Here is a 13,379-nt window from a genome sequence, read left to right as displayed (position 1 = left end):
GGCGGAGCGCCGCTAGGCGGCTTCGATGCGCCCGGGGGAGGCGTGGTGCGTGACCGCGCAGATGAAGCGGGCCGCGTCGCGCATCGCCTCGCCGGCCTCGGGCAGGACGCGGTTCAGGATCTGGAAGACGTGCATCTGCCCCTTCCAGACCTGCAGCTCGCAGGCCGCGCCGGCGCGCTTCAGGGCGTCCGCGAACGCCTCGCACTCGGTGCGCAGGACCTCGGCGCCGCCGACCTGGATGAGGACGGGCGGGGAGTCGGTCCAGGCGCAGGTGAGCAGGGCCAGCCGCGGATCGTCGAATCCGGCCGGCCCCACCACGAGGCGGGCGACCCGGCGCGCCGAGGCGGCGCTGATGTAGGGGTCGCGGGCGCGGTCCTGCGCCTGGATGGAGAGTTCGCAGGTCAGATCGACCCAGGGGGAGAACAGCGCGAGACCGGCGGGGGACGGCAGGTCCAGCCGGCAGAGCTCCCCGGCGAGGACGGCGGCGAGGTGCCCGCCCGCCGAGTCGCCCGCGACGACGATGCCGGACGCGGGGACGCCCCGCGCGAGCAGCCACCGGTACGCGGCGACGGCGTCCTCAAGCGGCGCAGGGAACGGGTGCTCGGGCGCCAGCCGGTACCGGGCCGCGAGGACGGGCAGGCCGGTGTCGTGCGCGAGCCGCGAGGTGATCGGCCGGTGGGTGCGCGGCGAGCAGGCCACGTAGCCGCCGCCGTGCAGGTACAGCACGGCGCCGTCGGGCGGCCCCTCGGGGGCGTCGCGGGGTGCGACCCACTCGCCCTTGACCGGGTGGTCACCGCCTTTTTCGTCCAGCCGCTCGTTGAGCCCCTCGATCCGCACGCCGGAGCAGGGCCGCATCAGTAAGGAGGCCGCGTCCACGGTGGAGCGCGCCGTGCGGATGCCGGTGGTGTGGCCGGGGAGGTAGTTCAGGAGAGGCCGGACACCCAGCCGCAGAGCGCTGCTGATGGCACGGCTGCGAACGCTCGGGCTGTCCATGGACCCCCCTTTGATGTTTTGGCGTCGTGTGATCTATATGCCCGTTTTGGTGAGTAATTCACGTCACATGTTCGCGGCGAATCGGGCGGCCGGGCCCCGGGCCGGCGGCGGACGGCGGCCGGACGTGTGAGCCAGGCCACGTGACCGGCGCGATACCGTGAGGTCATGAGCGGTCCCGGTTCGTCCCCATCCTCCGATCCTGCGAACTGCGGGCTCGCGGTCTTCTGGGACGAACGGCTCATCTCCTACGACTTCGGTCCCGGGCACCCCATGAACCCCGTGCGCGTCGAGCTGACGATGGCGCTCGCGCGGTCGCTCGGCGTCCTGGACCGCCCCAACGTGCGGGTCTCCGGGTTCGAGGCGGCCGGCGACAAGCTGCTCCGGCTCGTCCACGAGGAGTCCTACATCGCGGCGGTCAAGCACGCCGGCGCGACCGGGCTGCCCCAGATCCGGCACGGGCTCGGCACCGCCGACAACCCGATCTTCCTCGGCATGCACGAGGCGTCCGCCCTGGTCGCGGGCGCGTCGGTCGCCGCCGCCGAGGCCGTGTGGACGGGGGAGGCCGAGCACGCCGCGAACGTCTCCGGCGGCCTGCACCACGCGCTGAGCGGCGCCGCCAGCGGGTTCTGCGTCTACAACGACCCGGCGATCGCCATCGCGTGGCTGCTGGAGAACGGCGCCGAGCGCGTCGCGTACGTCGACATCGACGTCCACCACGGCGACGGCGTCCAGGCGGCGTTCTACGACGACCCGCGCGTGATGACGATCAGCATCCACGAGACGCCGCGCACGCTGTTCCCCGGCACGGGCTTCCCGAACGAGACGGGCGCCGAGGGCACGTCCGTCAACATCTCGCTGCCGCCCGGCACCGGCGACCGGCCGTGGCTGCGCGCGTTCGACGCGATCGTCCCGCCGCTGCTCCGCCGGTTCCGCCCCGACGTGCTCGTCACCCAGCAGGGCGCCGACGGCCACGCGCTCGACCCGCTCGCGCACCTGATCCTCAGCGTGGACGGGCAGCGGACGGCGTACTCGATGCTGCACCGGCTGGCGCACGAGACCGCGGGCGGACGCTGGGTGCTCACCGGCGGCGGCGGCTACGAGCTGGTCCAGGTCGTGCCGCGCGCCTGGACGCACCTGCTCGCCGAGGCGGCGGGCGGGCCGGTCCCGCCCGGCACGGACACCCCGCAGGAGTGGCGCGACTTCGTCCGGACGCGGACCGAGGAGATCGCCCCGCGCCGCATGACGGACGGGACGGACGTGGTGGAGGTCAGCAGGTGGGGGGACGGCTACGACCCGGCGAGCCCGATCGACCAGGCGATCCTGGCGACCCGGCGGGCGGTGTTCCCCGAGCACGGCCTCGACCCGATGACCGACGAGTGAGGCCCACCCCGTGAATCCCGTGAAGCCCGCACCGGGCCGCGACGAGCTGCGCGCGCACCTGGTCCGGACGATGATCGCCGGCGATGTGGCGACGCCGCGGCAGAACAACCTGCTGCACTACCGGCGGATGGCCAACGGCAACCCGTACTACCAGTTCGGCCTGGAGCTGAAGCCGTCGTGGACGGAGCGGACCGTCCTGGAGATGATGGTCGAGCGCTGCGGCGTCGACCCCGACCCGAGGTACCTGTACGGGGACGACACCATCGACCCCGACATCACGATCGACATGCTCGAGGCGATGGGCGACCGCATCGGCCTGGCGGCCCGCCGCGGGGAGAACGTGGTCGTGGCGACCGGCCATCCGGCCACGCTGACCCCGCTGTACCAGGCGGTCGCGCGGGCGCTGGCGGAGGCGGGCTGCCGGGTCCTGACGCCGGCGGCCGGCTGGACGTACGAGATCGAGACCGGCTACGGCGGCTCGGACCTGCGCCGCATCGTCTACGCCGGGCCCGGCGTCGCGATGCTGGAGGGCGACGACCACCGGACTCACCACACGCACGACCCGCATCCGATGGAGGCCATGCTCCGGGAGCTCGCCGATAGCGGCTCTGAGGGATCTCCGGAGGCTAAACCTGATATTTGGCCGGATCTGGCCATCGCGGATCACGGCTGGGCCGGAGCCGCCGGCCAGGCGGGCATCGACACCGTCGGGTTCGCGGACTGTAACGATCCAGCGCTGTTCGCCGGGGCCGCCGAGGGCAAGATCGACGTGGTCGTGCCGCTCGACGACGGCGTCTCCCCGCACCACTACGCGCCGCTGACCGCCTACATCCTCGATCGCGCGGGCCTGGCCCCGTCCGGCTGACTCCCCTTACCCCGGCGACGGGGCCTGCTGGCGCCGGACCCGCACGTCACAGCGTGTGACAGGGCTGCGGTAACGGGGCGCATGGGCTTGCGCTGCGCCACCGGGAACTGCGGAACCGCAGGTCAACGCGGGGTCCTGGTTGACAACCGTTCGTCGTGACACGCGTAGTGCCGTCGCGTCCACGCTGTGTGCGGCATCAGCACTGTCACCCGCGAGTCAGATCGGGATACGGAAATGTGCGGAACTCCCCTCTTGCGACTGCCGATACGCGATTTACGCTGGAGGAAGTACACGTGCGTGATCAAAGTCACCCGAAGGGCCGGTGCGCGGCACGTGTGGAAGAGGGCGTCCGATGACCTCAGGCGAGCGACCTCTGAGTGAGGTCAGGTTCCTGACCGTGGCCGAAGTGGCGGCGGTGATGCGGGTGTCCAAGATGACCGTCTACCGCCTCGTCCACTCAGGCGAGCTACCCGCGATCCGCGTGGGCCGCTCGTTCCGGGTTCCCGAGCAGGCCGTTCACGACTACCTGCGCGACGCGTACATCGAAGCCGGATAACGGGTAAGGGCGGGGGATGAGCCACCTCCCCGCCGCATACTCAGAACCCGGCCGTGCAGGGGGCATCGGGGCGATCCCCAGGGACCGTCCCGAAGCTGGGGATGCAGGACGAGGACCGGCCGGCGGCCTCGCGGCCGCCGGAGCCGGCGCACGGGGAGCGGGGGCACCGCCGCCGCCGTCCCCGGGCCGGCGAGTCGGTCCGGACACCGAACGGGACGGGCCGCCGACCGCAGGGTCGGCGACGACGCCCGCCCCGCCGGGACGGTGCCCGGCGCCGTGCGACGCGCGGTGCCGGACGCCGCACCATCCGCGCGAGGGCCGTGCCCCGCGCGGTCGCCGCACGGCGTGCGCAGCGGGCCGCGGCGTGATCTCCGTCCGTTCGGCGGTAGTCTTGGGCGGACCGTGCGCGCTTCTCGTCGAGCTCTGCTCGCTTGCGGCACGTTCGTCTCCTGCACATCACCCGATACGCCGAGCGAGGTCCCGTGGGCTCTGTCATCAAGAAGCGTCGCAAGCGGATGGCCAAGAAGAAGCACCGCAAGCTGCTGAAGAAGACGCGTATTCAGCGCCGCAACAAGAAGTGATCACACCGGCGAGACAGCCGTAAGGGGTGGGGCGCACAGTGTCCTCCATGCCCACCGCCGCGGCCCGTGTCGTCCTCGTCACGGGCGTCTCCCGTTTCCTGGGGGCGCGGGTCGCGAACGCGCTGCAGGCGGATCCGGGCATCGAACGGGTCATCGGGGTGGACACGGTTCCGCCCGCGGAGTCCCTCGGCCGCACCGAGTTCGTCCGCGTCGACATCCGCACGCCCGGCATCGCGAAGATCATCGCGTCGGCGGGCGTGGACACGGTGGTCCACCTCAACCTGGTGACCTCCTCGTCCGCCCCGCGGGCGAAGGTCAAAGAGCTCAACGTCATCGGCACGATGCAGCTGCTCGCCGCCTGCCAGCGCTCGCCCGACATGCGCAAGCTCGTCGTGCGGTCCTCGGCCGCCGTGTACGGCTCCTCGCCGATGGACCCGGCCGTCTTCACCGAGCGGGACGAGCCCGTCGAGGCGCCCAAGTCCGGCTACGCGAAGGACGCCGTCGAGGTCGAGGGCTACGTCCGCGGGCTGATGCGGCGCCGCTCCGACCTGACCGTGTCGGTGCTGCGGTTCGCGAACTTCCTCGGCCCCGGCGTCGACTCGCCGCTCACCCGGTACCTGCACCTGCCGGTCGTCCCGACCGTGCTCGGCTTCGACCCGCGGCTCCAGTTCGTCCACGAGGACGACGGCATCGAGGTGCTGCGCCGCATGACCGTCGAGGACCACCCCGGCTGCTTCAACGTCGCCGGGGACGGAGTGCTGCTGCTCTCCCAGGCGCTGCGGCGCGCCGGACGGCCGTACCTGCCCGTCCCGTCGCCGTCCATCTCGGTGCTCGGCGACATGGGGCGGCGGTTCGCGGGCCTGACCGGATTCTCGCCCGAGCTGCTGCGCTGGCTGACGTACGGGCGGGTCATCGACACCGGCGCGCTGGAGCGGGAGCTGTCGTGGCATCCCAAGTACAGCTCCGAGGCCGCCTTCGCCGACTTCGCCGCGGCGCAGGGCCTCGGCCACAGCCGCCTGACGCATCTGCTCGGCCGCGCCTGAGACCCGAGCCCGAGTGTGAAAGGGGAGCCCGGATGATGAACGCCCGCCACCTGGATGACGACGACGAGGGCGCGCAGGTCATCCGGCTCGCCACGGCCCACCAGGAAGAGTCCGCCGGGTCCGGCGGATCCGGCGGCTCCCGCGAGCAGAGCCCGCTGGAGCGCGGCCTCGCGACCGGGCTCGCGTTCCTGCGCCGCCGGCTGGCGGGCGAGTACGAGGTGGACGAGTTCGGCTTCGACCCCGAGTTCAACTCGACCCTCCTGATGCCGGCCGCCCGCGCCCTGTACGAGCACTGGTTCCGCGTCGAGCTGTCCGGGCTGGAGAACGTCCCCGAGGGCGGCGCGCTGCTCGTCGCCAACCACTCGGGCACCATCCCGCTCGACGCGCTGATGCTGTCGGTCGCGCTGCACGACAACGCCGACCGATGCCTCCGCCTGCTCGGCGCCGACCTCGTCTACCAGGTCCCGGTGTTCGGCCACCTGGCCCGCAAGGCCGGCCACACCCTCGCCTGCAAGGAGGACGCCGCGCGCCTGCTCGCCAAGGGCGAGCTCGTCGGCGTGTTCCCGGAGGGCTTCAAGGGGGTCGGCAAACCGTTCGCCGACCGGTACAGGCTCCAGCGTTTCGGGCGCGGCGGCTTCGTCGGCACCGCGCTGCACGCCGGCGTCCCGATCATCCCGTGCGCGATCGTCGGGGCCGAGGAGATCTACCCCAAGATCGCCGACCTGCGGCCGCTGGCCCGGCTGCTCGGCCTCCCCTACTTCCCGATCACGCCGACGTTCCCGCTGCTCGGGCTCGGCGGGCTCGTCCCGCTGCCGTCCAAGTGGGTGATCCAGTTCGGGGCGCCGATGACGTTGGACGACTACGGCGCCGACGCCGCCGACGACCCCATGACGGTCTTCGAGCTCACCGACCACGTCCGCGAGAACATCCAGCACATGCTCTACGAGGCGCTGCTGCGGCGCGGCCCCGCGTTCCTGTAGCGCGCGAGCGTTTCGATCCGACCGCCGCTCGTGAAACCGGGCTGAAAGCGGAGTGAAGGCGGCGGGCCGCACAGTGCGCCGCATGAAGACAGAGGCGACGCAGACGGCCATTTCAGCGGTCGGGCTGCGCAAGGCGTTCGGGGAGAAGGCCGTCCTCGACGGGATCGACCTCGAGGTGTCGCGCGGGACGGTGTTCTCGCTGCTCGGGCCGAACGGCGCCGGGAAGACGACGGTGGTGCGGATCCTGTCCACGCTGATCCGGGCGGACGGGGGCGAGGCGCGGGTCGCCGGGTGCGATCTGGCGACGGAGCCCGACGGTGTCCGGCGGGCGATCGGCGTCACCGGGCAGTACTCGGCGGTGGACGGCCTGCTGACCGGAAGGGAGAACCTCATCCTGATGGCGGACCTGCACCATCGGGGAAAGAGGGCGGGGCGGCGCGCCGCCGACGAGCTGCTGGAGCGGTTCGACCTGGTGGAGGCGGCCAACAGGACGGTCGCCACCTACTCGGGCGGGATGCGGCGCAGGCTCGACATCGCGATGACGCTGATCGGCGGTCCGCGGATCATCTTCCTGGACGAGCCGACGACCGGGCTCGACCCGCGGAGCAGGCGGGCCACCTGGGAGATCATCCGCGAGCAGGTCAGGGGCGGTGTGACGATCTTCCTGACGACGCAGTACCTGGACGAGGCCGACCGGCTCGCCGACCGGATCGCGGTGCTGGACGGCGGCCGCATCGTCGCCGAGGGGACCTCGGAGGAGCTGAAGCGGCTGGTCCCGGGCGGGCACGTCCGGCTGCGGTTCGGCGCGCCGGCGGAACTCGACGCGGCGGCGCGCGTCCTCGGGACGGCGGCCCGCGACGACGACGCGCTCACTTTGCAGGTGCCGAGCGACGGCGGCGTCCGGTCGCTGCGGACGCTGCTCGGGCGGCTGGAGGACGCGTCGGTCGAGGTCGCCGGGCTGTCGGTGCACACGCCCGACCTGGACGACGTCTTCCTCGCCATCACCGACCGGAGCGGGAAGGAGGCGGTCTCCCGATGAGCGCGCTCCAGCTCGCGGTGACCGACTCCGCGACGATGCTGCGCCGCAACCTGCGGCACGCGCTGCGCTACCCGTCCCTGACGGTCGCCGGGATCATGATGCCGGTCCTGATCATGCTGCTGTTCGTGGGCGTGTTCGGCAACGCGCTCGGGAACGGCGTCGGCGGGTCCGCCAAGGGCGACTACATCAACTACGTGGCGCCCGGGATCATCCTGATGGCGGTCGCGTCCGGATGCCTGGGGACGTCGGTCTCCGTCTGCGTCGACATGACCGAGGGGATCGTCGACCGGTTCCGGACGCTGGGGATCGGGCGCGCGTCCCTGCTCACCGGCCATGTGGCCGGCAGCATGATCCAGACGATGGCCAGCACGGCCGCGGTCGTCGGGGTGGCCGTCGCGATGGGGTTCCGGACGAGCGGCACGGTGCTGGACTGGCTCGCCGTGACCGGCCTGCTGGTGGCGCTCACGTTCGCGCTGACCTGGGTGGGCGTGATGTTCGGCCTGCTGGCGAAGAATCCCGAGGGCGCGAGCAACACGCCGATGATCGTGCAGTTCCTGCCGTTCGTCGGCAGCGCGATCGTCCCGCCGGAGTCGATGCCGGGCGGGGTGCGGTGGTTCGCGCAGTACCAGCCGTTCACGCCGATCACCGAGACGGTGCGCGGCCTGCTGCTGGCCGCGCCGGACGGCCGGGACGCGGCGGTCTCTCTGGCCTGGTGCGCCGCGCTCGCCGCCGGCGGCTACGTCACCTCGAAGGTCCTGTTCGACCGGAAGGCACCTCGCTGAAGCTGAACGCCAGGTCCCTGGCGGCGGCCCGCAGCTTCGCGCGGCCAAGGCCGGCGTACTCCGCCACCGCGGCGGTGTATGCCGGCCCGTCGGCGTCCTCGGCTGCGCGCCGTACGAGCGGGGTCGACATGGTCGGCTGGAACGTCCTGATGTGGTGCAGGCGCTGCGCGAGCGCGATCGTCCGCGCGGCCCGCGCCCCGGCGTCCGGGTCCGGGGACGCGCCGGGACGGGCGAGGTCGGCCATGGCCAGCGCCAGCAGCAGCCCGCCGGTGACCGGAAGGTCCATGAAGAAGGCCGGCATCGGGGGCTGCGGCTCGGCGAGCAGGGCGGACAGCTTGGCGGGCAGCCCGGCGGCGACGTCCGCGACGAGGTCGAGGCGGCCGTGCCGCGCGTGGGCGACCACGACGGTGCAGTGGACGTCGAGCGTGTAGGGGTCGAGGCCGGGCGCGATCGCCGGGCCCTCCTGGTCCGCGAGTTGCTCCACCGCCCGCCGCCACAGCGTCAGACCGGCCTCGGCGTCGCCGCGGCCGAGCGCGATCTCCGCGCGTGCGCCGAGGTTGAACGCGGCGGCGCCGGCCGGCTCGTCCGGTCCCTGCGCGAGGGACTTGTCGAGCCACCGCTCGGCCTCGTCGTACCGCCCGAGCGACTGGTGGGCGGATGCGAGCGCCCACAGCAGCCCGAACGTGTCGGGCCAGCGGTGCCGTTCCAGCAGGTCCAGCGAGATCCGCAGCTGGTGCAGCGCCCGTTCGCCCTGGTCGAGCTGGGCCAGCAGTTCGCTGAGGCGCGAGTGGGCGACCAGCCGGAGCCACGGCGAGCACGACGCGCCGGAGGGCTCGGTCATCGCCTCCGTCGAGGCGAGCGCTCCCTCGACGTCGCCGTGCCATTCGCGGACGTACCCGGCGACGCAGTTCGCGACGGCCGCGAGGCCGGGGTCGCCGCTCGCGCACATCTCGTCCAGGACGGGTGAGTCCGGCCGGAGGATCTCCGGCAGCGCGGCCACGAGCACCGCCATGGCCCGGAGCATGCCGCCGGGGGGCGCGGACGGAGCGGGCGGCAGGCGGCGGAGCGCGACGAGCGCCCGGGTCGGCCGTGTCCCCTTCAGCAGGCCGGTGGTCATCACGCTCAGCGCGAGGGCGGACCGGGTGATCTCGACGTCCGCCGGGCCCGGACGGAACCGGCTGAGCAGGCCCGCGGCCTCCTCCACCAGCACGACCAGCCGCGTATAGGCGGATTCGAGCATCCACAGCCCGCCGAGGACGGCGGTGACCGCGGCGACGGCCGGCCCGTCCCGCCGCGCGAGCCCGTGGCGGAGCGCTTGCAGGAGGTTGTCCTGCTCGGCGCGGACGAGGTCGATGTGGCCGAACGGGTCCGCCCCGAAGATCGGTTCGCGGTGCGCCGCGCCGAACTCCCGCGCCCAGGCGAGGAGCCCGTCGACCGCGCGATCGGTCTCGCCCTCGGCCTCCCGGTGGGACGCGCTGAACTCGCGGACGCTCTCCAGCATCCGGAACCGCGTCCCGGACCCGTCCTCGGCCACTTCCAGGAGCGACTGGCCGGCGAGGTCCGCCAGGATGTCGAGCACGTCGTCGCCGTTCAAGAAAGCGCCGTCGGGGAGGTCGCCGTCCAGGAGATGCCGGGCGGCCTCCGCGGTGAAGCCGGCGGAGAACACCGACAGCGACCGCATGGCCGCCCGCCCGGCGGGGGACAGCAGGTTCCAGCTCCAGTCCACGACGGCGTGCATGGCCCGGTGCCGCGACGGCGCGTCGCGGACGTTGCCGCGCAGCAGCGCGAACCGGTCGTCGAGGCCGCGCGCGATCTCGGGCACCGACATGACCCGCACGCGCGCCGCGGCCAGCTCGATGGCGAGCGGCAGCCCGTCCAGGTGGCGGCACAGCTCGCCGACCTCGGCGGCGGGCAGGCCGACCCCGGGACGCGCCGCCCGCGCCCGCTGCCGGAACAGCTCCGCGGCCGTGTCCGGGTCGAGCGCGGGCAGCGGGTACACCGATTCCGACGACAGGCCGAGCGGCGCGCGGCTCGTGGTGAGCACGCGCAGGTCCGGTGTCAGGGACACCAGGGCGCCGGCCAGGTCCGCCGCCCCGTCGACGACGTGCTCGCAGTTGTCCAGGACGAGCAGGGCGGGGCCGGGCCCGAGCGCCTCCGCGATCCCGGAGACCAGGTCGGCGGACGCGCCGGGGCGGCCGCGCGCCCGCGCGGACTCGCCGACGCCGAGGACGGACGCGACCTCGCCCGCCACGTCCTCGCTCCGCGCGACGCCCGCGAGCGCGACGACGTGCACGGCGCGCTGCGGCGCGTCCCGGGCGACGGTGTTCGCGAGCCGGGTCTTGCCGAGCCCGCCCGCCCCGACGATCGAGGTGACGCGGGACGTGCGCAGCAGGCCGAGCACGGCGGCGAGGTCGCCGTCGCGGCCGAGCAGCGGGTTCGGCTCGTGCGCGACCCCGCTGCGGACGGGCGGCGCGCCGTCCTGGAGAAGCCGCCGCTGGACGTCCTGGAGCGCGGCGGACGGATCGGTGCCGAGCGAGTCCCGCAGCGAGCGCCGGTAGGACTCGTAGCGGGCGAGCGCGGCGGACGGTCCCGCCGTCGCGGCCTCGCAGCGCAGCAGCTCGGCGAGGACCTCCTCGTCCCGCGGGTGCTCGCGGGCGACGGCCGTCAGCGCGCCGAACCCCTCGGCGTGCCGGCCGAGCCGCGCGAGGGCCAGCGCGCGGGCCCGCGTCAGCGTCCGGTACGTCGAGGACCGCCGCGCGCGGAGCGCGGACACCGGGTCGTCCGCGTCACCGGGTTCCGGCGGCGCGTCCCAGAGCGCGAGGCCCGCCTCGGCGTGGCCGAGCGCGCCCGCATGGTCGCCGTCCCGGGAGCATCGGGCGCTCGCGGACGCGGCGAGCAGCACGGCGGACGCGTCCACCTCGGCTTCGTCGAGGCCGAGCCGGTAGCCGGCGGGCGTGCTGGCGACGACGTCGGCGCCCAGCCGCGACCGGGCCCGGGACACGACGACCTGGAGCGCCTTGGCCGGGTTCTCCGGCCGGTCGTCCGGCCAGAGCCCCTCGACCAGCCGGTTCACGGACACGCCCGCCCGCGGCTCGTCCGCGAGCAGCGCGAGCAGGTCGCGCAGGCGCGCACCGGTCACGTCCCGTCCCCGGCAGGCGACCCGCGACAGCAGCGTCAGCTTCACGGGGACAGCGTAGGACGCATCCCGGAAAACGCGATAGATCTCGTTTGCGGCGGAATCGCCGGAGATCAGCTCGGCCGGTAGTGGCGGCGGAGGGCGATGCCCGCGGCCACGCCGCCGGCCAGGGCGCCCGCGCCGGCGGCGGCCGGGAGGGCGACCATGGTGACCTTGCGGCCGGTGCGGAAGTCGTGGATGGGCCAGCCGTGGTCGCGGGCGTGGGCGCGCAGTTCGGCGTCGGGGTTGACGGCGTGCGGATGGCCGACGGCCGTCAGCATCGGCAGGTCGTTGACCGAGTCGCTGTAGGCGGAGCAGCGCGCGAGGTCGAGGCCCTCCCGGTGCGCGAGGGCGCGGACGGCCTCGGCCTTCGCGGGGCCGTGCAGCAGGTTCCCGACGAGCCGTCCGGTGTAGAGGCCCTCGCGGGTCTCGGCGACGGTGCCGAGCGCACCGGTGAGGCCGAGGCGGTGCGCGATCGTCCGGGCGACCTCGACGGGCGTGGCGGTGACGAGCCACACCTGCTGGCCGGAGTCGAGGTGCTGGAGGGCGAGGGTGCGGGTGCCGTGCCAGATGCGGTCGGCCATCACCTCGTCGTAGATCTCCTCGCTGAGCTTGACGATCTGGTCGACCCGCTGCCCGGCGACGAACGCGAGCGCGGCCTCCTTGGCGCTGCCGATGTGCTCGGAGTTCTCCGTGCCGCGCATCCGGAACACGGCCTGCCCCCACGCGAACATCGCGAGGTCGCGCATGGTGAACAGCTTGCGCGCGGCGAGGCCGCGCGCGAAGTAGTAGATGGACGCGCCGCGCATCATCGTGTTGTCGACGTCGAAGAACGCCGCCGCGGTGGGGTCGGGCACGGGCAGCGGACCCGGCGGGGCCGCGGCCGCGGCGGCGGCCTCCCCGGCGCTCTTGTGGTCCACGTCGCGCTGCCAGAATCGCCGCATGAGGCGAAGCCTAGTCAACCGCCTCCCCGCGGCCGCCGTCCCGGCGATGATTGCGACACTCTTCACTTCTGTCGTTCGCGGCCGCCATCAGCCGTTCACGCAGCACTTCGCGGAAGCGGGGATCGGGTCCCGCCCGGCTCGCCCCCAGCCGGGCGAGCGCCTCCCCCCGCTCGGCGGTCCTTTCTCGTCCGGCCTTCACAGCCCGGTGCTCATCTGCCGCTCCCTTGCGGATCCGGGCGCCAGAGCGCCTCTGCCCGCAAAACGAGCGGGCGGCGCGGCGGGTTACGGCCCGGCGATTAATTGATAAACAGTCCAATAACCCCGTATTGACGGTAAGTCAATGACGCAGGTCGGCAGGGAGCATACGGCCCAGCGACCGGACCGCGCGATACTGCAGCGCCTTGATCGCACCCGGCTTCTTGCCCATCACCAGCGCCGTCTCGGCGACCGACAGCCCGTGCAGGAACCGCAGGACGACGCATTCCTGCTGCTCGGAGCCGAGCCCCCGGACGGCGAGCAGCAGCGTCCGGTTGGTCAGCGCGTCCAGGACGGCCCGCTCCGGCCCCTCCTGGTGGTGGGCCGAGTCGCGGCGGTCGGGCTCGATCAGCTCGGCGGTGCAGATCTCCAGCCGGTAGCGGCCGGACTTGAAGTGGTCGGCGACCAGGTTGCGGGCGATCGTCACCAGCCAGGCGCCGAAGTCCTTGCCCTGCCAGTGGAAGTCGCAGATCCGGCGGAGGGCGCGCAGGAACGTCTCGCTCGTCAGGTCCTCGCTGAGCGAGTGCGTCCCGACCCGGTAGTAGATGTACCGGTAGACCAGCTCGACGTAGTGGTCGTAGAGGGAGCCGAAGGCGTCGGCGTCGCCGGCCCGCGCGCGCAGGACCAGCGCCTTCAGGACCTCCGCCCGGTCCGCACCGGGCTCGGCGGGACGGACGGTGCGGGAACGCCGAGGAAGCGGGATGACCCCGGCATCGAGGGTCAAGCTGCTCATGCAGTTCTCCTCGGGGCGTACGCGACCTCCGGCGGGAAGTGCCACTCTAGATA

Annotated in this window: 12 protein-coding genes; 8 read left to right on the top strand and 4 right to left on the bottom strand. The window is 73.3% G+C overall.

Features of this window, described 5'->3' with window-relative positions; translation table 11 throughout:
• Nucleotides 1-12: 12 nt before the first annotated feature.
• A complete protein-coding gene (locus SM611_RS25865; RefSeq protein WP_371952536.1) occupies nucleotides 13-993 on the bottom strand; it encodes an alpha/beta hydrolase in 981 nt (326 codons plus the stop codon).
• Nucleotides 994-1,158: 165 nt separating this feature from the next.
• On the opposite strand from SM611_RS25865, the gene SM611_RS25860 reads away from it, so the two are divergent.
• From SM611_RS25860 to SM611_RS25825, 8 genes are all read left to right on the top strand, one after another.
• On the top strand, nucleotides 1,159-2,373 hold the full coding sequence (locus tag SM611_RS25860; RefSeq protein ID WP_371952534.1) for an acetoin utilization protein AcuC: 1,215 nt from the start codon (nucleotides 1,159-1,161) through the stop codon (nucleotides 2,371-2,373).
• Nucleotides 2,374-2,392: 19 nt separating this feature from the next.
• Complete coding sequence (locus SM611_RS25855; RefSeq protein ID WP_371952532.1) at nucleotides 2,393-3,238, top strand: phosphatase; 846 nt, start codon at nucleotides 2,393-2,395, stop codon at nucleotides 3,236-3,238.
• Nucleotides 3,239-3,590: 352 nt separating this feature from the next.
• The gene (locus SM611_RS25850) at nucleotides 3,591-3,794 is read left to right on the top strand and encodes a helix-turn-helix domain-containing protein (protein ID WP_021591693.1); all 204 of its coding nucleotides are present in this window, start codon (nucleotides 3,591-3,593) and stop codon (nucleotides 3,792-3,794) included.
• Between the two features lie 482 nt (nucleotides 3,795-4,276).
• Nucleotides 4,277-4,375, top strand: coding sequence for a 30S ribosomal protein bS22 (locus SM611_RS25845; protein ID WP_018654693.1), 99 nt, complete (start codon nucleotides 4,277-4,279; stop codon nucleotides 4,373-4,375).
• 47 nt (nucleotides 4,376-4,422) lie between these two features.
• Nucleotides 4,423-5,418, top strand: coding sequence for an NAD-dependent epimerase/dehydratase family protein (locus SM611_RS25840; RefSeq protein WP_371952531.1), 996 nt, complete (start codon nucleotides 4,423-4,425; stop codon nucleotides 5,416-5,418).
• A 32-nt stretch (nucleotides 5,419-5,450) separates the two neighbouring features.
• Nucleotides 5,451-6,398: a lysophospholipid acyltransferase family protein gene (locus SM611_RS25835; protein WP_371952529.1), complete on the top strand. Its 948-nt coding sequence runs from the start codon at nucleotides 5,451-5,453 to the stop codon at nucleotides 6,396-6,398.
• An 82-nt stretch (nucleotides 6,399-6,480) separates the two neighbouring features.
• Entirely contained in the window at nucleotides 6,481-7,437 is a 957-nt protein-coding gene (locus SM611_RS25830; protein WP_371952528.1) for an ATP-binding cassette domain-containing protein, read from the top strand.
• Nucleotides 7,434-8,219 carry an ABC transporter permease gene (locus tag SM611_RS25825; RefSeq protein ID WP_371952526.1) on the top strand — a complete coding sequence of 262 codons (786 nt, stop codon included), beginning with the start codon at nucleotides 7,434-7,436 and terminating at the stop codon, nucleotides 8,217-8,219. Before SM611_RS25830 ends, SM611_RS25825 begins: the two co-directional genes overlap by 4 nt.
• On the opposite strand, the gene SM611_RS25820 is transcribed toward SM611_RS25825, so the two are convergent.
• The 3 genes from SM611_RS25820 to SM611_RS25810 all read right to left on the bottom strand — a co-directional run bounded on the left by SM611_RS25820 (nucleotide 8,179) and on the right by SM611_RS25810 (nucleotide 13,326).
• Nucleotides 8,179-11,403 carry an ATP-binding protein gene (locus SM611_RS25820; RefSeq protein WP_371952525.1) on the bottom strand — a complete coding sequence of 1,075 codons (3,225 nt, stop codon included), beginning with the start codon at nucleotides 11,401-11,403 and terminating at the stop codon, nucleotides 8,179-8,181. The two genes, SM611_RS25825 and SM611_RS25820, sit on opposite strands and share 41 nt — an antisense overlap.
• Before the next feature lie 65 nt (nucleotides 11,404-11,468).
• Complete coding sequence (locus SM611_RS25815; RefSeq protein ID WP_371952524.1) at nucleotides 11,469-12,338, bottom strand: HAD family hydrolase; 870 nt, start codon at nucleotides 12,336-12,338, stop codon at nucleotides 11,469-11,471.
• A gap of 337 nt (nucleotides 12,339-12,675) precedes the next feature.
• Nucleotides 12,676-13,326, bottom strand: a complete 651-nt coding sequence (locus tag SM611_RS25810) for a sigma-70 family RNA polymerase sigma factor (RefSeq protein WP_371952522.1) — start codon at nucleotides 13,324-13,326, stop codon at nucleotides 12,676-12,678.
• Nucleotides 13,327-13,379: the final 53 nt, after the last annotated feature.

The organism is Actinomadura monticuli (genome assembly GCF_041463655.1).
Taxonomy (GTDB): Bacteria; Actinomycetota; Actinomycetes; order Streptosporangiales; family Streptosporangiaceae; genus Spirillospora; species Spirillospora monticuli.
The sequence above is the reverse complement of the archived record's forward strand: the minus strand, read 5'-3'. Positions and strand labels throughout refer to the sequence as shown.

Excerpts from the sequence above, each read along its gene's own strand:
- SM611_RS25830 (WP_371952528.1), top strand. The coding sequence starts at position 6,481 with ATGAAGACAGAGGCGACGCAGACGGCCATTTCAGCGGTCGGGCTGCGC.
- SM611_RS25810 (WP_371952522.1), bottom strand. The coding sequence starts at position 13,326 with ATGAGCAGCTTGACCCTCGATGCCGGGGTCATCCCGCTTCCTCGGCGT.
- SM611_RS25815 (WP_371952524.1), bottom strand. The coding sequence starts at position 12,338 with ATGCGGCGATTCTGGCAGCGCGACGTGGACCACAAGAGCGCCGGGGAG.
- SM611_RS25825 (WP_371952526.1), top strand. The coding sequence starts at position 7,434 with ATGAGCGCGCTCCAGCTCGCGGTGACCGACTCCGCGACGATGCTGCGC.
- SM611_RS25850 (WP_021591693.1), top strand. The coding sequence starts at position 3,591 with ATGACCTCAGGCGAGCGACCTCTGAGTGAGGTCAGGTTCCTGACCGTG.
- SM611_RS25835 (WP_371952529.1), top strand. The coding sequence starts at position 5,451 with ATGATGAACGCCCGCCACCTGGATGACGACGACGAGGGCGCGCAGGTC.
- SM611_RS25865 (WP_371952536.1), bottom strand. The coding sequence starts at position 993 with ATGGACAGCCCGAGCGTTCGCAGCCGTGCCATCAGCAGCGCTCTGCGG.
- SM611_RS25840 (WP_371952531.1), top strand. The coding sequence starts at position 4,423 with ATGCCCACCGCCGCGGCCCGTGTCGTCCTCGTCACGGGCGTCTCCCGT.
- SM611_RS25860 (WP_371952534.1), top strand. The coding sequence starts at position 1,159 with ATGAGCGGTCCCGGTTCGTCCCCATCCTCCGATCCTGCGAACTGCGGG.